Source organism: Pseudorhodoplanes sinuspersici (assembly GCF_002119765.1).
In the GTDB taxonomy this organism is placed as follows: domain Bacteria; phylum Pseudomonadota; class Alphaproteobacteria; order Rhizobiales; family Xanthobacteraceae; genus Pseudorhodoplanes; species Pseudorhodoplanes sinuspersici.
The window spans coordinates 3,938,926-3,962,684 of sequence record NZ_CP021112.1 but is presented as its reverse complement, the minus strand read 5'-3'; the positions used below and the strand labels follow the sequence as shown (position 1 = coordinate 3,962,684).

Here is a 23,759-nt window from a genome sequence, read left to right as displayed (position 1 = left end):
CCATGCAGCTAACGTTCACATTCGAACGCGAGCCGATCCTGCTGCAAATTCGCAATCGTCTTGTCCAAATCTATGGTCAGCAGCGTGATGAACTGCGTCATGAGCCAACGCCGCAATGGGTGAAGGCGATGATCAGCTCCCGCACACTCGATGCCATATCGGATGGCGCTTTTGTGCGACTAAGGGGCCTTCCATCATGGGATATGTTGGCGCAAATGAAGACCACAGAGATTACGCCGATGATTCACGACGTGACCTTTGCTCAAAACAAGGCAATCCACCTTGCCAAATCGGCCCAGATCATCAAACGCCGACGAGGCACCGTCGAGCTGGATTTCCTTGCTGACTGGCCGACCCAGGTGGCGTTCGACTGGCTCAATTCTCTTCCAGGCACAGGCCCCAAGGTTGCTTGCGTCACACTCAATTTCAGCACATTGCGCAGACCCGTCTTCGCCATTGATACCCACGTCCTGCGAGTCTTTTGGCGGTTGGGTCTCGCACCCAACAGACATAACTTCAAGCGCGGCTATATCACGCTCTCAAACCTCATCCCCAACAACTGGGATGCGGACGATCTTTACGAATTGCACTGGCTAATGAAATACCTCGGTCAAAAAATATGTACTCACGAACGGCCCCTCTGCGGTCGCTGCCCCCTTGCATCTCTCTGCCCAAGCGCAGCCTGCCTACAAGCATGAGAAGACGGGTTTGGACATCAATCCAGCATCGCTGCGAAAGAGGGCGTCATCCGCTCCAGCAAGCCAGTTGGTTCTCGTATGATGAAGCGCGCCGCAATATCGCGCGCGGTCGCGAAATCGCCCCCCTTCTCTGGGCCCAGCACCGTCAACGCCGTTGCCAGGGCATCAGCCATCATGCAGGAGCGATCGAACACAGTCACTGACGTCAGAGTGTCAGGGACAGACCGACCCGTTCGCGGGTCGAGCGAGTGCGATAGCCTCCGACCGCGCTCCATGATATGACGCCGGACGTCACCGGATGTCGCAACCGACAACGCATGCAGAGCGACAATCGTGTCATCGGCTGCACCATCGCCGCCTTCCAGCGCCACCCACCAAGGCGACCCATCGGGCTTCACGCCACTGCCGCGCAGTTCTCCTCCGATCTCGACAAGATGATCGGCGATACCGCGCTTTGACAATGTTTCGGATATAAGATCGACAGCGAAGCCCTTGGCAATCGACGATAGATCGAGTTGCAAACCGCCCGGCTGGAATGCCGCTCGCCGGTCATGATCAAGTCGAATACTGCGCCATCCGCAATGTCCGCGCGCCCAATCGATATCGGTTTGATCTGGCACATCGTCTCTACGGCCGGACGCACCGAACCCCCATAGTTCCGACAAGGCACCGATCGTGGGATCGTAGGCACCGTCTGTCTCTCGCGCAAAATCGAGCGCGCATTTCAGCACAGAGAAGAATTCGTCCGGCAGCGCATGCCACGTACCGGCAGTAGCGCGATTGAAACGGCTGATATCGGAATTCGGCTCCCATTGGCTCATCTGCGCGATGACCATAGCGAGAGCGTTCTCGACGATCTTCAAAACATGGCCTTCGTCGATCGCCGTCGCGGCCTTCACCGACCATGATGTGCCCATCGTGTCCCCCGCAAGCGAAACGATTTGCGCCGCTCGCGGAAGAAGCGGCGCAATGCCGGGCACATGCAGCGGAACGAGAACGCGCCGCATCAGAACAAAACCAAACGCGTTACGGAAGCACTTCCAGTGTCGCGGTATAGCCGGCCCGGCGCTGCTTCACCTCTTTGGCAGCTGCCTTGTCATCGCGCACATTCGCTTCCATCCAATACATCCCCGGCTCCGGCCATTTGACCGTAAATTTGCCGTCGGCATCGGTCGTCAGCGTCATTTCGCCGAGCTTGTCGCGATAGCGGTTGCCGCCCGGAATCACGCTGACCTTGAGATTGGATGCCGGCCTGCCGTCGAGCATCATCTGGAACGTCGCGTCGGACCCGACATTCAGATCGTTCGGGTGCGTCACCGGCGCAAGCTCGAGGCCGGAGCCGGTGATCTTCAACGTCTCCTCGGTCGGCTTGCCGGCGGTCACGAAGACTTCCATGCGAGTTTGCATGAAAGAAGCCCGCAGATCTTCAGCATTCTGCGGCACTTCCTTGGCGAAATCTTCAGCCTTGCCTCGCCAGCGTTTGGTCTGCCCGCCGTCCTTGTAGCTCGCGAAGATACCGTCATTGGTGACAGCGAGCTTGTAAGTCCCTTTCTGCTTCAGCGGCACGTCGAAGGTCGAGCGATAGCGGCCGATGCTGCCGTTCTGTGCTTCAACCGCCGAGCCGTCCGGCGCCGTGATCACCAATTGCGCAGGGCGGCCACCGCGCCCACCCGCCGTCTCCACCGGCGTGCCGATATTGGCGATCCGCAGCGGGAAATGCTCGAAGTAGAACAGATCGTTCGACACCGCCGCGTCAACCGTCACCCAGACATCATCACCGGACAACACCGTCGCCGACGGCAACAGCCATGCCCGATGCGCCTGTGCGGCACTGACCGGCAGACCGAGACACAGCGCAAGAACAAGCCATTTGCGCGAAAGAACCATGATGTTGCTCCTGATCTTCAAGGTTTCAGGTCGAGCGCGATGCTACCCAACTCGTGCTCGCCCTTGAATTTCAAACTCTGTGCAGTCTTGGCCGGCCATTGAAACGGCACTCGAAGCAACTCCCGGCCTCCCACCTCACGCGCCGCCTCAACGACAAGCTGATATTCGCCCGCTGCAAGATCCTTCACCGGCAGCTTGTCGAGCGCGACGCTGATCTTGTGCTCACCGGGCGCACGGGTTGCACTGCTCAATCCATCCACCGGCATGTCAAGTTCGCGGCCGGACTTGCGCCACCATTGCCGCATGTCCTTCAGCCATTTGGTGCCTTCGTTATTCTTGAGCTTGACGTCGTACCAAACAGCGAGATTGCCGACGAAGGACTGGTCCGGCTTCTCAAGCCAGATCGCGACATAGGGCCGGTGATATTCAGCAACATTCAGTTTTGGAATTTCGATACTCACATTCATCTCGGCGGCGAGCGTCGGAACCGTTAATGCGCCAGACATCGTAATCGAGAGAAACGCGCGCATGAAAATCCTCAATGCATGAGAAAAATGGCAATCAGCGCCGGGATGACGAGGCCGAGGCCGACCAGAGGCCAAGTCGAAGGCCGCGCATGTGACAGCAACTGCAACAGCACGAGACCGGTTATGCAGAAGACGATGCAGGCGATCGCGAATGCGTCGAGAAACAGAAACCAGACGAATCCGGTGTTACGGCCCTTGTGCAGATCGTTGAGATAGGAAATCCAACCGCGGTCGGTCAGTTCGTAGCGGGCCTCGCCATTCTGACGGTCGAAGCTGAGCCAGGCGTCGCCACCCGGCCGCGGCAGCGCGATATAGATTTCATTCGGGGAAAATTCTGCTTCACGCCCGCGGATATCGACGCGCACAGCGTCCGACACCCATTTTACAACGGTATCGGACATGACTCCCTTGCCCTTCGCCGGTAAGACCTTGATCTGGTCCAGCAGCGTTTGGGGCATCGTGGCGATGCGCTCGCTGACGCTGGGGCGCGCTTCGATATGACCGGCATGATTGAGTGTGATGCCGGTGACGGCGAATAGAAGCATTCCAATCAGGCAAACGGCGGCGCTGATCCAATGCCATTGCCGCATCTGCCGCAGCCAGAAAGCCCGGCTGCCGAGCGTCAATTTGGGCTTCATTGAAAACAGTGTGTTTTGCGCAATCGCGGTCAGGATGGACATTGACTACGCTACGTAATCAAGAACAAAACACGCTGCAAACACAATGATTTAGGGAGATTCAAAACTGTTGCGCGAATGCATGGCCAGGGGCGCAGCCATACCGAGATCACATAAGCAATGCGAGTTGCGACGCCGGCCGTCGTAACGGCCGGCGTCTTTGCTATGTCGTTATTTCGCGCCGATGCCAGCGGCTGCGAAGATCTTGCCGTAACGATCGGTGTCGCTTCTGATGATCTCGTCGAACTTGGCCGGCGAGCTATGAATCACGACGACGCCCCCTTGCTTAGCCATACGGTCCTGTAAGCCAGGGTCCTGCAGCGCCTCAACCGTATCCTTGTTGATCTTGTCGATGATCGCCTTCGGCGTGCCGGCCGGAGCCATCAGACCGAACCAGGAGTCATAAGAGAAGTTCGATAGACCTGCCTCCGCCAGCGTCGGCACATCGGGCATCTCCGGAACACGTTTGGCAGTTGCAACCGCAAGCGCACGCACCTTGCCGGACTGCATCAATTCGAGCGCGGTATTGGCCGGCGTGAAATACATGTGCGAGTCGCCGCGGACCACGCTCATGTTTGATTCCGGCGCGCCTTTGTAGGGCACATGAACAAGATTGATGCCGGCGTTCTCCCGGAACAGTGCCCCGGCGATGAAAGTGGTGCTTCCGAGGCCCGGCGACGCAAAATTCATCGATCCCGGCTTGGCCTTGGCCAGGTCAATGAATTCCTTCACGCTCTTGGCCGGGATGTCCGGATTGATGATCAGCACCAGCGGTATTGACGCTACCGGCGTAATGCCAGCAAAATCCTTCACCGGATCGAATTGCAGATTCTTGTTCACGGCACCGGCCACGGTATGCCCGTTGGAGGTCAGCATCAGCGTATAGCCATCCGCCGCGCTCTTGGCCGCGCTGGTGGTGCCGGCAAGACCCGGCCGGTTTTCGATCACGACTTGCTGCTTCCATTTCTCGCTGAGCTTCTCACCGACGGCCCGGGCAAGAAGGTCGGTCGCGCTGCCGGCCGAGAACGGCACAACGATACGCACCACTTGATTCGGATACGGCGCCTGAGCGAAGGCGCCAAAGTTTGCGAGGGTTAAAGCGGCCGCACCCAAAAGGGCCCACCGTAATGTCGGCATTGAAATATCTCCCTAGGCGATCCCGGATATGTTTCCGGCTGGCGCCGTTCTATCAGGTCACGCAAATTTCGGATATGGACGTCATCGATTTGTCCAACCGGCGCCGGATACCTGACTTTCACATCATCAAAAGGATGACCCCTCGCCCATGCGCACCGAACAGGCCCGTCCCGTCCGCCTCCAGGATTACCGTCCGCCGGACTGGCTGGTGGAGACGGTCCATCTCGACATTTCGCTGCATCCGACGGCAACGAAAGTCCGCGCCACACTAAATCTCCGGCCAAATCCGGGAACCAGCCCAGCGCCGCTCGTACTCGATGGCGATGGTCTTAGCCTTTCGTCAGTCACGATGGATGGTCAGCCGCTCGCTGCTGACGCTTATGTCGCCTCGCCGGACCGCTTCACCCTGGCACAACCGCCGCAGCGGCCGTTCACGTTGACGATCGAAACTGTCGTCGATCCCTCAGCCAATACCCAATTGATGGGCCTCTACCGCTCCAGCGGCACCTATTGCACGCAGTGCGAGGCGGAGGGTTTTCGCCGCATCACTTATTTTCCCGATCGTCCCGACGTGATGGCCGTCTACACGACACGGATCGAAGCCGACAAAGGCCAAGCCCCGATCCTGCTGGCCAACGGCAATCTGATCGAAAGCGGCGACCTGCCCGCGGGGCGTCACTATGCGGTGTGGCACGACCCATTTCCGAAACCGTCCTATCTGTTCGCGATGGTTGGCGGCACGCTCGGCTGCGTCGAAGACACGTTCGTCACCGTATCTGGCCGCAAGGTCGCGCTTAAAATTTACGTCGAGCCCGGCAAGGAAAGCCGCTGCGGTTACGCCATGGACGCGCTGAAGCGTTCGATGCGCTGGGATGAGCAGGCCTTCGGCCGCGAATACGACCTCGACATTTTCATGATCGTGGCAGTGTCCGACTTCAACATGGGGGCGATGGAGAACAAAGGGCTCAACGTCTTCAACGACCGTTATGTGCTGGCCTCGCCCGAGACCGCGACCGATGCCGATTTCGCATCGATCGAGGCCATCATCGCCCACGAATATTTCCATAACTGGACCGGCAACCGCATTACCTGCCGCGACTGGTTCCAGCTTTGCCTGAAGGAAGGCCTGACGGTTTTTCGCGATCAGGAATTCACCGCCGATATGCGATCGCGCGCGGTGAAGCGCATTGCCGATGTCCGCAATCTGCGCGCCCATCAATTCGTAGAGGATGCAGGGCCGCTGGCGCACCCGGTGCGGCCTCAGGTCTACCAGGAGATCAACAACTTCTACACGACCACCGTCTACGAAAAGGGCGCTGAACTTGTACGCATGCTGCGTACGATGTTGGGACATGCGACATTCCGCAAAGGCATGGATCTTTACTTCGATCGGCACGATGGCGAGGCAGCAACCATCGAGCAATTCGTGCAATGCTTTGCCGATATTTCGAAGCGTGACCTGGCCCAATTCATGCTGTGGTATGCGCAGGCCGGCACACCGGAGATCATCGCTGATGGCGAATACGATGATGCCAAGAAGATTTTCACGCTGAAACTCTCGCAGATCGTGCCGCCGACGCCGAACCAGCCGGTGAAAGAGCCGATGGTCATTCCGTTGCGGACGGGCCTCGTCGGCTCCGACGGCGCCGATTTGCCCCTGGTCGTTTCAGGCAGTCCGATGGCCGGCGATGTGATCACATTAAACCAGCCCGCCGCGACGCTGGTTTTCGAAAACGTGAGCGAACGCCCGGTCCTGTCGATCAACCGAGAGTTTTCCGCGCCGGTGAAACTCACCACAAACCTCTCGGCTGAGGATTTGCGGCGGTTGGCAGCGCATGACAGCGATCCGTTCAATCGCTGGCAGGCCGTTCAGACTTTGGCCACACGGCTTCTCGTGAAAAACGTCGGCCTTCTACAGGCCGGCCAAAACGCCATTCCCGACGAAGGGCTGATCGCCGCCCTTGCTGCGATCTTGGCCGACGATCGCCTCGAACCGGCCTTCGTCGCGCTGACACTGACGATGCCAACCGAAGCCGACATCGCGCGGGAAATCGGCCACGACGTCGATCCTGACGCTAATTTCCGCGCCCGCATCTATCTGCGCAACGAGATCGGCACCAAGCTGCAATCGGTGCTGGAAGAGACCTATCGGCGCATGCAAAACGGCGCGCCCTACAGCCCGGATGCAGCCAGCGCCGGCCAACGCGCGCTGAAGAACACCGCGCTCGATCTTCTCGCCGCTCCCGGCGGAAAGGTCGGCATCGACCGTGCGATCCAGCAGTATCGTTCCGCTGACAACATGACCGACCGCATGGCGGCATTATCGACGCTGTCGCTGCACGACGTTCCGGAACGGACCGAGGCACTGCAGGATTTCTACGAGCGCTACCACGGCGATCCGCTGATCATCGACAAATGGCTCACGCTGCAGGCGATGATCCCGGAAAGCGGCACGCTCGACCGTGTGCGGTCACTGACATCTCATCCAGCATTCTCGATGAACAACCCCAATCGCGTCCGCTCGCTGATCGGCGCTTTTGCGCATGGCAATGCGACGCAGTTCAATCGGGCCGATGGCGCGGGTTATGCGTTCATCGCCGACGCCGTGCTGACGCTCGATAGGAAAAATCCACAGGTCGCCTCACGGCTCGCCACGTCTTTCCGATCCTGGCGGGCGCTGGAAAGCGGCCGACGCGAACAGGCGCAGGCGGCGCTTCGCCGCATCGCAAACGCATCGACGCTTTCTGCCGACGTGAACGACATCGTCAGCCGCGCCCTGGCTGACACATGAGGTGGAAAATGCTGCAATCGGCAGCCTGTTAGTAATTTTTTTAGGTTCTTGACTCTCCGGACTCTCGACAAATCACCTCGTATCGATTCTTATGATTCTCGATTCGGGACGAGATGCGGCACACCTTCCCGGTCAAGGGTTGCGTCAAACGACAATCCTATACGGGGGCAATACACATGGCGCGCGCCGAGGCAGCGCACGCGTCTGCGCAAAGCGATTCCATCAAGGGATTGGCGCAGTCGATCGCAAAGCCAGCCTATCGACGTCTTCTCACCGCCGAGCCCGCTCTGCGGCGCGCGGTGCCAGCACTCATCATAGCCTTCCTGCTGACCATCGCGGTCGGCGCGTTCGTGCAGGTGCTCGATCATCGGCGCAGTGCGCTCGCGGATGCGACAAAGGACATCGAGACGATTGCCGAAGTGATGTCGCAGCGTCTCGAACGCCCCCGCAACGTCGACCGAACCACCGCATGGCGCCGCGCCCAGCAGGAGCTCGATCAGGCACGCACGCCGCGCACGACGGCGGCCGGACGCCAGATCGTCGTCACGGGCCCGGACGGCATGATCATTGCCGCGGCTCCTGATGTCGCCGGGATCACCGGACGCCGTCTGATCGACGTCCTTGGCGATGCACATCCGCTCACCATTCTCGGCGAAAAAGCCGGTGTGATGGATATCACCCTTCCCGACGGCAAACGGGCGCTGGCTACCGTCCGCATGCTGGAAGACCCGCTCGGTCAACTCGCCGTCTACCAGCGCCGTACTGATGCCCTGGCTGCATGGCGCTCGGATACTGCACTGACCGTTACCCTGTCTGCCACCACCGGTTTTGTGCTCCTGATCCTCGGCTTTGCCTTCCACTGGCAGGCGACACGCGCCCGCGAAGCCGACCTGATCTACGACACCGTACGCAGTCGCATCGACACGGCTCTCAATCGCGGCCGCTGCGGATTGTGGGATTGGGATCTCGCACGCGGACGGATTTTCTGGTCGCATTCGATGTTTGCCATTCTCGGCCTCGAAACACGCGACGAATTGCTGACCTTTGGCGAGATCAACAAATACGTTCACCCCGACGATATCGATCTCTACGATCTTGCGACCCAGGTGGCGGATGCGCGCCTGAACGCCATCGATCATGATTTTCGCATGCTGCATGCCAATGGCGGATGGGTGTGGCTGCGCGTGCGCTGCGAGGTCGTCCGCCAGCATGGCGAGCCGGGCATCCATCTCATCGGCATTGCCGTCGATGTCACCGAGCAGAAGACACTCGTTGAGAAAACCACTGCCGCCGATATGCGGCTGCGTGACGCCATCGAGACGATCCCGGAAGCCTTCGTCCTTTGGGATTCCGACAACCGCCTGGTGCTATGCAATTCAAATTTCCAGGACCTGCACAAGCTGCCGGATGACATCATTCAGGCCGGCACGCCTTATGAAATCATCGCAGCCGCCGGACAGACCCATCTGAATATTGGCAAAGTCGCCAATGTCGGCCCTGAACTGCCCGGCGCCCGCACCTTCGAAGCGCAACTCGACACCCGCAACTGGTTGTTCAGTGAACGGCGCACCAAAGACGGCGGTTATGTCTCCGTCGGCACCAACATCACCAGCCTCAAGCAGCAGGAACGCAAGCTAAAGAATAGCGAGACGCGCCTCCTCGCAACGATCGAGGACCTGCGTCAGTCAAAACAGCAGCTTGAAGATCTTGCCGAAAAATACGCCGCCGAGAAAACGCGCGCCGAGGAAGCCAATCAGGCCAAGTCGAAATTCCTCGCCAACATGAGCCACGAACTGCGCACGCCGCTCAATGCCATCATCGGCTTTTCCGAAATCATGGAAAAGGGAATGTTCGGAAAGCTCGGCGTCGACAAGTATCACGAATATTGCCGCGACATTCATCAGAGCGGCCAATACCTCCTCGACGTGATCAACGACGTGCTCGACATGTCGAAGATCGAAGCTGGCCGCATGAAGCTGGAGCCGGAGGACCTCGTCCTCAATGATATCCTGGCCGATGCCATCCGTGTGGTTTCAACCCATGGCGCGGAGAAGAACCTGACGCTGTCATCCAGTATCTCGTCTGACATCACGTTGCGGGCCGACCGGCGCGCGATCAAGCAGATCGCCCTCAACTTGCTATCGAATGCCGTGAAGTTCACCCCGGCTGGCGGACACGTCACTGTGCGGGGGCGTCGCGCCGGTGGTTGCGTGCTGGTCAGCATCAGTGACAGCGGCATCGGCATTGCCCAGGAGGCCTTGCAGAAGCTTGGCCATCCCTTTGAGCAGGTCGAGAGCCAACTGACAAAGACGCATCATGGCTCGGGACTTGGCCTTGCAATCGCAAAGTCACTGGTCGAGTTGCATGGGGGACGCATGCGTATCCGCTCAACCCCGGGCGTCGGCACAATCGTTCAGGTCCGACTGTCCGCCGACGGCCCATGCAAAGGTCAGATCGCAGCTTGAGCAACGCCGACGGGACCCAGCAAGAGTTCGAATCGACGGCGTACCCGCATTTGCGTCTCGGTCACATGCGCATCAAGGGTCGCGAAATCGGGAACGTCGCCGGCTCGGGCCAGAAGCCGCAACAGACCCGGATCGGTTTTCTTCGGGTCGAACGGACCTGACAGGCAAAGCCGCAGGATCTGACTGAGATTCTGATAAAGCTGCACGGCGGGACGCAAGACTTCGGAATCTTCGCGCGATAGCAAACCAAGCCGCGTGGCCCGTTCAAGAACCTTCGACGTCGAGGGATCCAGAATGTCCGGATGCTTGTCCGCGTGAACAAGCTGAAGGTATTGCACGATGAATTCGATATCGATCAAACCCCCGGCCGCGTATTTCAGATCCCAGCGATTGCTTTCGCCTCTCTCCGATGCAATAGCCATCCGCATCTCGAAAGCATCTCCGGCAATCACGCGTTCGTCGCGTGCGCGCGCCAGCACGTTGCGGATGACGCCTTCCACTTCCTCCGCAAAGCCCGGCGTCGCCGACACGACGCGCGCCCGGGTCAGCGCCATATGTTCCCAGGTCCAGGCTTCATCCGTTTGGTAGTCGCGGAATGAATCGATCTTGGTTGCCACAGGTCCGGAGCGTCCCGACGGCCGAAGGCGCATATCGACGTTGTAGAGCGCACCATAATTCGTCTGCGAAGTCAGAGCCGAAATAAACCGCTTGGTGAGCCGCGCGAAATATTGCGCGCCATAAAGCGACCGCTCGCCATCGGAGTCCGGATGGGCTTCATCGAAGTCATAGACCATGATGAGGTCGAGATCGGAACTCGCCGTCATTTCCCGCCCGCCGAGCTTGCCGAGCGCGAGCCACGCAGTCTTCTGCCCCCGAAGACGTCCGTGTGCCTCTGCAAACAGCTTCTCGATGCCGCGGTGGAGCGCACGGATGATCACATCGGCAAGCCGTGCGAAGGCTTCGCCGGCCTGCTCCGCTGATACAGTCCCGGAAAGAATCCGCACGCCGATCAGGAACATGTGCTCCTGCCCGAACAGACGCAAGCGGTCTAGGATATCCTCATACGAAGCGGCTTGATCGAGCGACCGCGCCAACTCCTTGGTAAGGGTCTCCGCGTCGGGCAGCATGCCGAAAAAGGCTGGATCGATCAGCGCATCCATCACCTGTGGCTGATGAGAGAGAATGTCGGCCAGCCGGGGCGCCGTTCCAAGCATTAAAGCCACGAGCGCGAGGAGATCGGGATTTTGCAACAACAGCGTGATCAGCCGGCCGCCGCCGCCGGCATGCAGTCCCGCAAGAAAGCGGTCGAACGCCAGCACCGCCTGTTCCCGGTTCTCTGTGCGGGCCAGTTGTTCGATCAGCGGGTGGACAAGGGCGCGCAGCTGCGATCGTGCGAAATCACCGCGCAGAGCAAGATATTTTCCGCCAAACCAGCCGCGGACAATTGCGGACACCTCAAGCGGATTGCGGAAACCCATCGCCGAAAGTCGGTCGAGCGTTTCACGATCGTCCGCATCTGCGGGGAATTGCAGGCTTTGATCCTGCGGCTGTGATGCTGATTCAAACAGCCTGGAATATTGCTGCTGAACGTCGCGCAAATGCCTCAATAGCGTTTCGGAGAAAGCTGCGACGCTGTCGAACCCGAGAAAATGCACAAAAGATGTAAGTTGCTCATTCTCGGATGGCAGCGCATGCGTCTGCTCATCCGCGACCATCTGCAACCGATGCTCGACGCGCCGCAGGAAAAGATACGCATCTTCGAGATCGCGTTTCGCAACCTGGCCGACCCACTGGCCGTCGGCAAGCGAGGTCAATGTTGTCAGAGTCCGCCGGTCTCGCAATTCCGGGTGGCGGCCACCGGCGATCAGTTGCTGGGTCTGGACGAAGAATTCGATTTCGCGAATGCCGCCCCGTCCGAGCTTGATGTTGTGACCTGCGACGGCGATTTCGCCATGCCCGCGATAAGCGTGGATTTGCCGTTTCATCGCGTGGATATCGGCCAGCGCAGCGAAATCCATATATTTGCGCCAAACGAATGGCGATAACGCCTTTAGAAATGTCTCGCCCGCTTCGATATCGCCGGCGCAAGGGCGCGCCTTGATCATGGCCGAGCGTTCCCAGTTCTGGCCGCGGTGCTCGTAATAGTCGAGGCCTGCAGGCACTGAAATCGCAATGTGGGTCGAAGCAGGATCGGGCCGAAGGCGCAGGTCGACACGGAAGACATAGCCGTCGGCCGTGCGCTCTTGCAGCAATTTCACGAGCCCGCGCGTGATCCGAATATAGAGCGATTGCGGCTCGGTATCTGCGGGAATGGCAGGCGCATCGGGATCGAAGAAAACGATCAGGTCGATGTCGCTCGAATAGTTCAGCTCGAACGCACCCATCTTGCCCATGGCCAGCACGATGTAGCCGGAGCCGATTTCCGGGCGCGAAGGATCGGCGGGTGCAAGGAGTTCGCGGCGCGCGGCATTGTTGAGAAGGTAACGAACCGCACCCTGCACCGCGCAATCGGCGAGTTCGGTGAGCGCGTGCGTTACCTGCATCACCGGCCAGACGCCGCCAATATCGGCGAAAGCGATCAGGAGTGCGGCCTCCGATTTCATATGGCGTAAGGCGCGCATCGCCTCCGCTTCATCATCGGTGGACGACAGGATTGCGCGCCCGGCTTGAAGCAGATCCTGGAAATGACGATCGGGTTCGGCCAGCAAGATGCGAAGAAGCCGCGTCGCATCCGCACGGACCAGGTCCCATAGATACGGCGAATATTCTGCAACGCCTGCGAGCAATTGCAGTGATTTGGGATGGGCGGAAAGGATTTGCTGCAGCGGAGCCGTCTCCGCCGTTGCCTCAAGCTCCGCCAGCCAGGCGTCGACTTTGGCTGATACGGCAATGGATGGCGGGAGAAAAGGTGCTTCGGCAATCCGCGCGGCAAGGGAATCCGCGGCGGAAATGGCCGTGTGGGAAGAGGATTGTTGGGCGCTACCGCCGGGTTCTTTGCTCATCACGCCTCGATCACGATGCTTTTGGATCGAATCGATCCAAAAGCATAAAACGTGATCGATTCTAATAAGTTAGAGCATGATGGCGTCGAAAACCGCTTCGCACTTTTCGGCATCATGCTCCTGGATTAAACCACTCGACACGGAAATGGGAGGTTTATTGCTTCCCGACCGGAGACTGCGTCAGGTCCCGCCGCTCGGGCAGGCCTTGTGTTTGCGGGCCAAACCGCGGCAGGATCAGCGTGGCGCGAAGGCCAGGCGCATTGTCTTCCAGCCGCAATTCGCCGCCATGCAGATGCGCCACTGCTGCGGTCAGGCTCAATCCCAAGCCGGAACCCGGCACGGAACGGCTCTGTTCCAGCCGCACGAAGCGTTCCACCGCGCGCGATCGGTCGGCCTCAGGTATACCGGGACCACGATCGCTGACGCTGAGCAGCACACGGTCGTTCTCCAGCGTCGCAGTCACCAAGACCTCAGACGGCTTTCCATTGGCCTTGGCCATGGGCGCGGCATATTTGATGGCATTGTCCACAAGGTTGGCAAGCGCCTGGCTGATCAGCTCTCGATTGCCATGGAGGGTCACCGCCGCCGGCGCGGAGACTTCAAGCGTCAGCCCCTGCTCTTCCGCCAGCGGTTCGTAGAGTTCGCCAATGCTGCGCGCAGCTTCGGCGGCATCGAATTCCACCATATTGCCGCGCGCCTGCCCGGCTTCGGCGCGTGCAATCATCAACAGAGCGTTGAAGGTCTTGATGAGCGAGTCCGATTCATCGATCGTTGTTTCCAGCGCCGCGCGATAGTCGGCTTCGTTGTGCGAGCTGCGCAGCGCTTCCTCCGCGCGATTGCGCATGCGCGTCAGCGGTGTCTTCAGATCGTGGGCAATATTGTCGGAAACTTCTTTCAGACCGCCCATCAGGGCTTCGATCCGGTCCAGCATCTCGTTCAGATTATGGGCGAGACGATCGAGCTCATCGCCGCTCCCGCCAACCGGCAGACGTTCGGAAAGATCGCCGCCCATGATGGTCCGCGTCGTCTCGGTCATCGCATCGACACGGCGCAACACCCGCCGTGCGACAAAGAAGCCTCCGAGCAAGCCGAGGAAAATCACCGCAGCGGCCGACCATTTGCCGGCATCAAGGACAACGTTGTAGAGCCGGTCGCGCTCCTCGAGATCGCGCCCGACCAGAAGCTTGAAACCGCCTGGCAGTTGTGAGACGCGGACCAATGCGCGATGAAGCTCGGAAGTCTCGCTTTCCTCGATGCGGCGATAGACTGTCTCGGTCCAGCCCGGTTTATCGAGGACGCCGGTCGGAAGCGATCCGACGTTTCCGGCAAGACCATCCCCGCTCGGGCTCGTCACGAGATAGAGGCTCGAGCCGGGACGCCGCGAACGTGCTTCGATGATAAGAGTAAGGCGCCGGATGCCGCCCGAATTGAATTGCTCTGTGAGGCCAGCCACTTCCGCATTCACCACTTCCGTCACCTGTTCGGTGAACAGGCGCTGGGTATTGAACGCGAAGTAGCCGAGAAGAAAAAATGCAAACAGCGCGAAGACGGTCAGATAGGCCAGCGTCAGCTTGAACGCGGTTGTCCGGAACAGCTTGCCGAGCGCCCCCACGGCCTTCAGCGCGCGCCGTCGCGGACCATATAGCCGGCGCCGCGGATCGTATGCAGCAGCGGCTGCGAGAAGCCCTTGTCGATTTTCGAACGCAGCCGCGAGATATGCACGTCGATCACGTTGGTTTGCGGATCGAAATGATAGTCCCAAACATTTTCGAGCAGCATGGTGCGCGTCACCACCTGCCCGGCATGCTTCATCAGATATTCGAGCAAGCGGAATTCACGCGGCTGCAGCAGGATTTCTTCGGTGCCGCGCATGACACGATGTGACAGGCGATCGAGTTCGAGATCGCCGACGCGATAAACGGTGTCTTCGTTCCGGCCACCGCGGCGGCGAGCCAAGACTTCGACACGCGCCAGCAATTCGGAGAATGAATAAGGCTTCGGCAGATAATCGTCGCCGCCGGCCCGCAAACCTTTAACACGATCGTCGACCTGTCCGAGGGCTGACAGAATCAGCACCGGCGTTTCGACTTTCTTGTCGCGCAATTCACCGATGACCGACAGGCCGTCGCGCTTTGGCAGCATGCGATCGACGATCAGGACATCGTAATTGCCATCAAGGGCCATGGCGAAGCCTTCCTCGCCATCTGCGGCATGGTCGGCAACATGGCCGGTCTCGCGGAAAGCCCGGACCAGGTAATCCGCTGCATCGCGGTCATCTTCGATGATCAGCAAGCGCATGGTTTCGGACTGTCCCACGTGGTCCGAAAGGGCATCGCCCGTCGCGGGCGATTTTGCAAGCTGAGAACTGGACCAGAGATAAGACATGATGAAGGGGGTGGCGACTCTTGAAGGTTACTCCGCCACCCCCTCACCTAACCCCGATCCGGCGGGGGCGACGGTAGCCGGTTTCGGGGTAGAGAAGTGGGGACGGGTTTTGAAGCCCGCCCCCCGGGTTTCGTGGCACCGGCGGGGGCGACGGTAGCCGGCATCACGTCCCTTACTTTTGCGTGCGGCCCAAAGGCCGCACGCTGATCGCTTTAGGCACGGCCTGCCGGCAGTGCGACGAAGCGGGTGCCTTCACCGGACTTCACGCGCATCAGCACGGTGCGCTTGTTGTCCTTGCGGGCGTCAGCGAGCGCCTTGCGGACGTCAGCCGGGTTCGACACCGCCTTGCCGGCCACCTCCAGGATCACGTCACCGGTCTTGAAGCCGCGTTCCGCGGCAGGACCGTCCGGCGACACGCCGGTCACGACCACACCTTCGGAGCCCGAACCGGCAACGGAGCCGGCCGGCGCAAGCTGCAGACCGAGAGCAGAACCCTCGTTCAGCGAGCCGCGGTCATCGCCACCGCGAGCACGCGCTTCCACCTGAGCCGGCAATTCGCCGAGCGTCACGTTGACCGTCTTTTCGCTGCCACCCTGCTGAAGAGTCAGCTTGACCGAATTACCCGGCGCCATCGAACCGATGCGGCGTGCGAGTTCGCGGGCATTGCCAATCTTCTCACCATTGACGGCGGTGATGACATCGCCAGCCTTGACACCGGCCTTCACGGCAGGGCTTCCGGGTTGCGGCTCGGCAACGAGCGCGCCATCCGTATTCTTGAGGCCCATGCTGTCAGCAATGTCTTGCGTCACCGGTTGGATCTGAACGCCGATCCAGCCACGCGTGACCGAGCCCTTGTCCTTGAGCTGGGTGACGACAGAATCGACCGTCGCGGCAGGAATAGCGAAGGCGATACCGACCGAACCACCCGACGGCGAGAAAATCGCCGTGTTAACGCCAACGACGTTTCCATCGATGTCGAAGGTCGGGCCACCGGAGTTGCCTTTGTTCACCGGCGCGTCGATCTGCAGGAAGTCGTCATACGGGCCAGCGCCAATGTCACGGCCGCGAGCAGACACGATACCCGCCGTCACGGTTGAGGACAGACCGAACGGATTACCCACCGCCAGCACCCAGTCACCGATGCGCGGCGCCTTGTCGGCGAGCTTGGCATACGGGAAGTTATTGCCATCGACTTTTATGAGAGCAAGATCGGTGCGCGGATCGGTACCGATGACCTTCGCGGTATAGGTCTTGCCGTCGTCGGTCTGCACGTCGACTTCATCAGCCTTGTCGACGACATGGTTGTTGGTCACCGCATAGCCGTCCGGCGAAATGAAGAAGCCGGAGCCTTGGCCGGTTGTCCGCTGACGCGGGCCGCGCTCACGCGGGCCACGGTTTCGCGGTCCTTCCGGAAACATGTCTTCAGGCATGCCATAGCGGCGGAAGAAGCGCTCAAAACCTTGCGGAAGCTGGCCACCCTCGAAAGATGAATTCTCAGGTGACGCATTCACTTTCACGCGGACGGAAATAACCGCGGGCTTCACCTTCTCGACAATGTCGGCAAATCCAACCGGACGCTGCACCGTTTGCGCCTGCTGCGTCACATTCTGTGCGACCGCGGGATGGCGGGCCGCATCGGGAGCAACAAACAGCGCTGCTGCACCGAGACTTAAAATGGTCGTACCGAGCAACATCACCCGGCGTCCTTTTAGAAAACCACCCTTGCTCGGCTGGCTTGGTGTCATGGGGTCCACTCCATTCGTAAGCTAAAATTCCACCGGTATTTGACACTTCGCGAGAAGCGATCCCGGCACCGTTCGAAGCCTAAGATGGGGGAAGTCTCCTTACGGACACCTGTCGGCGGAATTAAACTTTGGTAATGGTGAGAGACAGAGAAAATCAAATAAAATCAATAAATTAAGCCTTGGTTCGCGGGTCTTTGTTGAGCAGCGTGGTAATGCGCGCCTCTTCTTCCGGGGTCAGAGGCGCCTGGTGCCCTGACGAATCGGTCGCCAAGGGGCGGCCGCGCTGACGCCGCGCCATCATCAACAAAACCAAGCCGCCAAAGACAAGCAATCCGGTTGGCAATGCCCACAGCAGCGCCGTGCGCCAATTCAGCGGCGGGTTCAGCAGGACGAAGTCGCCATAGCGCGCCGTGAGAAAGTCCAGCACCTGTTGGTCAGAGTCGCCCGCCTTTAGCCGCTCGCGAACCAGCAACCGCAGGTCGCGGGCCAACGGCGCGTCGGAATCGTCGATCGATTGATTTTGGCACACCATGCAGCGCAATTCGCGTGAGAGGTGGCGCGCCCGTTGTTCAAGCGCCGCATCGGGGAGGATCTCGTCGGGCTGCACGGCCGATGACGGAGCTGCATACAACAAGGCCAGGGCAACGATCACCGCAACGAAACGCAAGAGCTGCATCGCCCTACTCCGCCGGCTGCAAGGCCGGCTTCTTGGCCGCCCGCGGTGCACCGACGCGCAACCGCCGATCCGACAGCGACAAGGCGCCGCCCAGCACCATGACCACCGCACCCAGCCAGATCAGCAGCACCAGCGGCTTGTGATAGAGCCGCACCGCGACCGAACCATCAGCGGCAACATCGCCGAGCGACAGATAAATCTGGCTGAAGCCACGCGTCAGCAAGGCCGCTTCGGTCGTCGACGAACTGCGGGCCTGGAACGTCCGTTTCGACGGCTCGAGCACACCGATCGTGGTGCCTCCAGAGCGCACCGTGAATTTTGCAACAAGCTCGCGATAATTCGGTCCCGGCCGCGAGGCGAGATTGTCGAATGTCAGATCATAGCCCCGAACGGATACCGCCTGACCGGGCTTCATGGAAAGAATGCGTTCGGCGCCGTAATTGGCTTCGCAGGCAATGCCGAGCAGGCACACACCAAGTCCGAAATGCGCAACGGCCGTCCCAATCGAGGACCGCGGCAAACCGGCAAAACGGCGCAACGATACTGCGAATGGCTGACGAAAGAGCTGCACGCGTTCGGCCAGATCAATCAGCGAGCCAGTCATTGCAAAGAAGGCGACGCCGATCAGGAATGGCGCCAGCACCGGACCGCCCCACTCGATGGCAAAGGTGACAGCCATGGCGATCAGCGCGACGGCGAAGGCCAGCATCAGGCGCTGTGCCGCCCCGTAAAGATCGCCGCGCTTCCACGCGAGAAGCGGACCGAACGGCATCGCGATCATCAGTGGCAAGAACAACGGACCAAAAGTGGCATTGAAGAATGGTGCGCCGACCGAAATCTTGTCGCCGGTCAACGCTTCAAGCGCCAGTGGATAAAGCGTGCCGACGAAGACCGTCGCACAGGCGGTCGTGAGGAACAGGTTGTTGAGGACCAGTGCGCCTTCACGCGAGATCGGCGCGAACAAGCCGCCCTGCTTCAGCGACGGCGCACGCCACGCATACAGCGCGAGCGATCCGCCAATGAAGAAGACGAGAATGGCCAGGATGAAAACGCCGCGCGTCGGATCGGTGGCGAAGGTGTGAACCGAGGTCAGGACGCCCGAACGCACAAGGAAGGTGCCAAGCAGCGACAAGGAGAAAGTCAGGATCGCCAGCAGGATGGTCCAGACCTTCAGCGCGTTGCGCTTCTCCATCACCACCGCAGAATGTAACAACGCGGTGCCGGCGATCCACGGCATCAGCGATGCATTCTCGACCGGATCCCAGAACCACCAGCCGCCCCAGCCGAGTTCGTAATAGGCCCAATACGAGCCCATCGCGATGCCGAGTGTCAGGAACATCCAGGCCGCCAGCGTCCAAGGCCGGACCCAGCGCGCCCACGCGGCGTCGATGCGCCCTTCGATCAAGGCCGCGACGGCAAACGAAAACGAAATCGAAAAGCCGACATAACCGAGATAGAGCAGTGGCGGATGCACCGCGAGGCCGATATCCTGCAGCACCGGATTGAGGTCACGGCCCTCGAATGGTGCTTGTGCCAATCGCGCAAAGGGATTTGACGTTCCCAGGATGAACAGCTGAAAAGCCGCCGCGATCCATGACTGCACACCAAGCACGTTGGCGCGGAGCGACGGCGGCAGATTGCGCCCGAACACCGCAACCAGCGCACCGAACAGGGCAAGGATCAGTGCCCAGAGCAGCATGGAGCCTTCGTGATTGCCCCACACGCCGCTGATTTTATAGATCAGGGGCTTCGCCGAATGCGAGTTCTCGAACACGTTGACGACGGAAAAATCGGAGGTGACGTAGAGCACCGTCAGCATCGCGAACGACAGGCCGACAAATGCGTACTGCGCAAGCGCGGCCGGCTCGGCAACGCCCATCAGCACACGGTCATTCAACCGCGCGCCAATCATCGGCAGCGTTGCCTGAATGATTGCCAGCGTCAGCGCGAGGACGAGGGCGTAGTGACCGATTTCGGCAATCATTTTGGCGTCACCTGAGATGCACCTTGCGCCTCCGGCGCCTTGCCGTAATCGTCTTTCCAGTGGCCCTGCTTCTTCAGTGCGTCGGCGACTTCCTTCGGCATGTAATTCTCATCATGCTTGGCCAGCACGTTATCGGCGCGAAATGAAGTGCTATCGATCAACCGGCCTTCGGCCACCACGCCCTGCCCTTCACGGAACAGATCCGGCAGGATCCCGCGATAGGTGACGCGGATGGCATTCTTTCCATCGGTGACCTCAAAGACGGCATCGATATCCTTGCGTTGCAGGCTGCCCGGCTGAACGAGCCCGCCGAGACGGATGCGCGAGCCAGCCTCCACTTTCTTTTCGACGATGTCGGTCGGCGAGTTGAAGAACACGATGGAGTCGCGCAAGGCGGTCAGCACCAGCACGGCCGCAATCGCCAGCACGACCAGCCCAGATCCGATCAACACCAGACGCCGCTGCTTGCGCGTCATTTAAATCCTGCTCCTAAACTCAACCATCAATGCCGAGCCCCTTTGCCAGGTCGTCAAGACGCCTGCGCTTGTCGTCGTCACTTCCAATCGCATTGCGCGCGTTGACCAGGGCTTCGCGCGCTTTGTCAGCATCGCCCATCACGACATAGGCGCGAACCAGTCGCAACCAGCCCTCGAAATCGGCGGTGTCGGTCTTCAGCCGCTCCGCCAGCCGATCGACCATACCGCGCACCATCTGGGTGCGCTGCTCCGGCGTCAGTTGCTGGGCGGCCGCCATATCCTCCTGTGTTGGTCCCGGCTGCGGCGCCCTGGGTTCGACCGCGATGCCTTTCGGCGGCTCACCCTTGTCGACCCGTGCCAACGATTGCACGACCAGCGGCCGGAATGGCGCATTGGCCGGCGCGCGGGCCAGCATGGCGCGCCAGATCTGTGCAGCCTCTTCCGGCCGGCCATCCTGCTCGGCGGCAAGACCGATGAAATATTGTGCCTTCAGGTGATTGGGATCGATTTTTAAAGCACGTTCGAAACTCGCCTTGGCGTCGGCTGTCACGATACTATTGCCAGCCGCGACCATCGCCTCGCCGAGGTCGGCCTCGCGATCGGCCGAAGCTCCAAGAAGCCGCAAGGCATTGGCCCGTGCGCGCACCGCATCATTGTAGCGGCCCATCCGCATATAGACCGGAGCGACGACATCCCACCCCCGACCGTCCTCCGGATTGCGCTCGAGATGGGCTTCCACCTGCGCCACCATGCTTTCGATCGAGCGCTGTTCCGGCGGCAAATCGAGCCGGGCCGCCAGCGGAGCGCCGGGAAGATGTGGGGAACCCCAGTTGATGTACAGCCCGGCAGCGATCACAGGCAGCGCGATCAGAGCGGTCAGTGCCGCAACCCTCCGCCGCCAAAGTGAGCCGGCGACCTCCGAGGAAGGCTGAACCTCCCTATCGGCGGCGCCAAGCAATCGCCTTGAAATTTCCAGCCGCGCCGCCTCCGCCTCGCTGTCGGCGATCAATCCGGACTTGCGGTCACGCTCGACTTCGTCGAGCTGGTCGCGATAAACCGCGACATCATAGCCATCCGTCGCCGCCTCCGGAGGCCGGCGCGAAAGCGGCCACAACACGGCGAAAATCGCCGCCGCCGTCATCAGGGCCAGGATCAGGAACAGGGTCATGCGTCCGCGTTACATCACGGGCGGACGGCGCCCGCAACTAGGCGGCAATCACGCTTTCGCGGCCAGCTTTTTCTGCTCGCTGGCCACCGCCACCTCGCCCGATTTCAGCAGCAGCGAGGCATATTCCTGACCGAACACCTTGGCGCAGAACCGTACCGCAGCGTCGAGTTGCGACTGCCGGAACGCACGATCCGATTCGCCGGCATTGCGCAGGTTTTCGACGAGGCTGGGCGTCGTCGTGTCGAGATAGTGCTGCAGGTCCGACCAGGTGCGCGAGGTCAGTTCGTTGACCGCAAGCTCGTTCGCATAAACGCGGCAGGTCTTGACGAATTCAATCAATGCCTCGGTATCGCCAACCTCGTTGATATCGATGGTCGAATGCGGCGCGATTTCCTTGATCGGACGGGGCCGCAGCAGACGGCGGACGCGGCCGGTGAGGCTTTCGATCTCGTTCTTGAGCAGATCGGAAACCTGCGTCCGCAGCGCAGCGAGACGGCGGCTCCAGGGCGAGTCATGCGTCAGGTTGATTTCGCTCCGCATGCCACGTGCGGCATCGTGAATGCCCTTGAGCAAGGCGCCGGTTGCAAGCCCGCGGCCGGTACGCAGCTCGGCCTTCAGTTCGCCGGTCATGCGTTCGATTTCGGCGAATACGATCTCAACCGCTGCCGAGTAAGGCCCTTCGGCAATTCGCGAGGCGTGATCACTGCCCGCAGCGCGGGTCGCGAGCCGGATCAATTGCCATGGCGCGGCGAGACGGCTCATCGTCATGACCAGCGTGTAGACAAAAAGCTTCGACCCTCCTGCGACCGGCGAATCGATCAGCTCTTTGACCTCGACAACCGGCGCGCCATCGAAGACCTTGATATGTCCAGGCAGCTTTGATCCGAAAGTGGCAAGAACGTCACGCGACTTGATGATGGTGAGGATGGAGGCGATGTCGGTCAGCGCGCGCGGCGTATTGATCTGGCCGGTCAGTCGCCGCTTCAATCTTTCATCGGCATGCGCGGCGGCAAGCGCTTCTTCCATGCGGACAGCCGTGCGGTCCTGAAAAGCCCGCGCCAGTTGCTCCGCCCGCTTGGGTTCGCCGTTGTCGAATGCGAGCGCGACCTGGTCCGTGACCGCCTTGGCTTCGCCCGGCATGAGATCGCGGCAGATCCAGTCCCAAACCGGTTCGAGGATGACACGCGCAATGCGGCCGGGGTGATTATGGGTCGCGCTGTCGTCGACAAGGAAGGGTTCAAGTGGCTGGAAGAACAGACGGCTGAGATTGCCGGGCCGTTTCGGCCGTGCATGCTCGCGCGCGTCGCGCCGCAATTCCTGCAACACGAGTTCCGCGCCAGGCGTCTCTTCGCCCCGCAGCAGCCCGCGCTCCAATTCCGTCATCAATAGGTTACGCGCGTCGGGACTGAGATCCCGAAGAAACTGTCGTAACCGCTCGACAAGGAGGCCGCCGGACATACGCATCACTCTACGCTTGCACTCAAGACGTGAGTGATACGCGAGGTGCGTTAAAAACGGGTTAGGTGCTCCGGTGGGTTACGCCACCGGCGTCCAACTTCCATCCGGATTGCGGCATGCGGCACCGCGCGCGATCTGCGGCCTGCCGTCGATATAGATGGTGTGGGTATAGTCGCGGCACTGCATTCCGCGACGGTCATATTGCGGGCCCGGCACGATCGTTCCGCGGCGACCGGAATCAGGGTTCTCCCACGCCGTCGGGGCGCCGGCAGGGCCGCTTTCGAGTGCCTGCATCTGCGCGTAATAGGCGCGCTGCTTGTCCTCATCGTCCATGGCCGCGCCAATGCGATTGCCCAGCAAGCCACCAATCGCGGCACCGGCAACACCGGCCGCCACGCGCGAGCCAGTGCTACCGCCGAACTGCGAACCGATCGCCGCGCCAGCGAGCGCGCCAACCAAAGTTCCGGTATTTTCGCGAGGTCCAGTTCCGGTTTCGGGGTTACCAGCACAGCCGGCAAGGATGGCCGACGCCACCACAATGGTACCAATTAAACGCATGAAACGCCCCTTCCCCGATTCCCCCGGTACGCCGCAAGGCTCGCGGCAGGCATTCACTTAACTACAGGGAATGCGGCGATTGTCAGGCCGCGGCCCCTTTATCCGGCCACCGATATAGACACCAA

General features: G+C 60.5%; 18 protein-coding genes. 3 read left to right on the top strand and 15 right to left on the bottom strand.

Annotation, left to right across the window (positions count from 1 at the left end; translation table 11 throughout):
- Positions 1-2: 2 nt before the first annotated feature.
- Positions 3-698: an endonuclease III domain-containing protein gene (locus CAK95_RS19235; protein WP_086089380.1), complete on the top strand. Its 696-nt coding sequence runs from the start codon at positions 3-5 to the stop codon at positions 696-698.
- Between the two features lie 17 nt (positions 699-715).
- On the opposite strand, the gene CAK95_RS19230 is transcribed toward CAK95_RS19235, so the two are convergent.
- The 5 genes from CAK95_RS19230 to CAK95_RS19210 all read right to left on the bottom strand — a co-directional run bounded on the left by CAK95_RS19230 (position 716) and on the right by CAK95_RS19210 (position 4,926).
- Positions 716-1,705, bottom strand: coding sequence for an FAD:protein FMN transferase (locus CAK95_RS19230; protein ID WP_086089379.1), 990 nt, complete (start codon positions 1,703-1,705; stop codon positions 716-718).
- Between the two features lie 19 nt (positions 1,706-1,724).
- Complete coding sequence (locus CAK95_RS19225) at positions 1,725-2,585, bottom strand: DUF4198 domain-containing protein (protein WP_086089378.1); 861 nt, start codon at positions 2,583-2,585, stop codon at positions 1,725-1,727.
- Positions 2,586-2,602: 17 nt separating this feature from the next.
- Positions 2,603-3,115: a DUF2271 domain-containing protein gene (locus CAK95_RS19220; RefSeq protein WP_086089377.1), complete on the bottom strand. Its 513-nt coding sequence runs from the start codon at positions 3,113-3,115 to the stop codon at positions 2,603-2,605.
- Positions 3,116-3,123: 8 nt separating this feature from the next.
- Positions 3,124-3,792: a PepSY-associated TM helix domain-containing protein gene (locus CAK95_RS19215; RefSeq protein ID WP_245303456.1), complete on the bottom strand. Its 669-nt coding sequence runs from the start codon at positions 3,790-3,792 to the stop codon at positions 3,124-3,126.
- A 168-nt stretch (positions 3,793-3,960) separates the two neighbouring features.
- Entirely contained in the window at positions 3,961-4,926 is a 966-nt protein-coding gene (locus CAK95_RS19210; RefSeq protein ID WP_086089376.1) for a tripartite tricarboxylate transporter substrate binding protein, read from the bottom strand.
- 148 nt (positions 4,927-5,074) lie between these two features.
- On the opposite strand from CAK95_RS19210, the gene pepN reads away from it, so the two are divergent.
- Together pepN and CAK95_RS19200 are read left to right on the top strand one after the other, a co-directional pair.
- Positions 5,075-7,717, top strand: a complete 2,643-nt coding sequence (gene pepN, locus CAK95_RS19205; RefSeq protein ID WP_086089375.1) for an aminopeptidase N — start codon at positions 5,075-5,077, stop codon at positions 7,715-7,717.
- A 176-nt stretch (positions 7,718-7,893) separates the two neighbouring features.
- Entirely contained in the window at positions 7,894-10,182 is a 2,289-nt protein-coding gene (locus CAK95_RS19200; protein ID WP_086089374.1) for a sensor histidine kinase, read from the top strand.
- Here CAK95_RS19200 and CAK95_RS19195 read toward each other — a convergent pair.
- From CAK95_RS19195 to CAK95_RS19150, 10 genes are all read right to left on the bottom strand, one after another.
- Positions 10,167-13,184 carry a bifunctional [glutamine synthetase] adenylyltransferase/[glutamine synthetase]-adenylyl-L-tyrosine phosphorylase gene (locus tag CAK95_RS19195; RefSeq protein ID WP_086089373.1) on the bottom strand — a complete coding sequence of 1,006 codons (3,018 nt, stop codon included), beginning with the start codon at positions 13,182-13,184 and terminating at the stop codon, positions 10,167-10,169. The two genes, CAK95_RS19200 and CAK95_RS19195, sit on opposite strands and share 16 nt — an antisense overlap.
- A 154-nt stretch (positions 13,185-13,338) precedes the next feature.
- Positions 13,339-14,796, bottom strand: coding sequence for a sensor histidine kinase (locus CAK95_RS19190; protein ID WP_086089372.1), 1,458 nt, complete (start codon positions 14,794-14,796; stop codon positions 13,339-13,341).
- Positions 14,797-14,801: 5 nt separating this feature from the next.
- Positions 14,802-15,482 (bottom strand): response regulator transcription factor, encoded by a 681-nt coding sequence (locus tag CAK95_RS19185; RefSeq protein ID WP_183044154.1) that lies wholly within the window; start codon positions 15,480-15,482, stop codon positions 14,802-14,804.
- Between the two features lie 299 nt (positions 15,483-15,781).
- A complete protein-coding gene (locus CAK95_RS19180; RefSeq protein WP_086089370.1) occupies positions 15,782-17,314 on the bottom strand; it encodes a Do family serine endopeptidase in 1,533 nt (510 codons plus the stop codon).
- Positions 17,315-17,486: 172 nt separating this feature from the next.
- Positions 17,487-17,990 carry a cytochrome c-type biogenesis protein gene (locus CAK95_RS19175; RefSeq protein WP_086089369.1) on the bottom strand — a complete coding sequence of 168 codons (504 nt, stop codon included), beginning with the start codon at positions 17,988-17,990 and terminating at the stop codon, positions 17,487-17,489.
- 4 nt (positions 17,991-17,994) lie between these two features.
- Positions 17,995-19,974, bottom strand: coding sequence for a heme lyase CcmF/NrfE family subunit (locus CAK95_RS19170; RefSeq protein WP_086089368.1), 1,980 nt, complete (start codon positions 19,972-19,974; stop codon positions 17,995-17,997).
- Positions 19,971-20,450 carry a cytochrome c maturation protein CcmE gene (gene ccmE, locus CAK95_RS19165; RefSeq protein WP_086089367.1) on the bottom strand — a complete coding sequence of 160 codons (480 nt, stop codon included), beginning with the start codon at positions 20,448-20,450 and terminating at the stop codon, positions 19,971-19,973. The genes CAK95_RS19170 and ccmE overlap by 4 nt, the downstream gene beginning before the upstream one ends.
- A gap of 19 nt (positions 20,451-20,469) precedes the next feature.
- A complete protein-coding gene (gene ccmI / locus CAK95_RS19160) occupies positions 20,470-21,618 on the bottom strand; it encodes a c-type cytochrome biogenesis protein CcmI (RefSeq protein WP_086089366.1) in 1,149 nt (382 codons plus the stop codon).
- A gap of 48 nt (positions 21,619-21,666) precedes the next feature.
- Positions 21,667-23,076 carry a hypothetical protein gene (locus CAK95_RS19155; protein ID WP_157699680.1) on the bottom strand — a complete coding sequence of 470 codons (1,410 nt, stop codon included), beginning with the start codon at positions 23,074-23,076 and terminating at the stop codon, positions 21,667-21,669.
- Positions 23,077-23,154: 78 nt separating this feature from the next.
- Entirely contained in the window at positions 23,155-23,634 is a 480-nt protein-coding gene (locus CAK95_RS19150) for an RT0821/Lpp0805 family surface protein (protein WP_086089364.1), read from the bottom strand.
- Between the last annotated feature and the right edge of the window lie 125 nt (positions 23,635-23,759).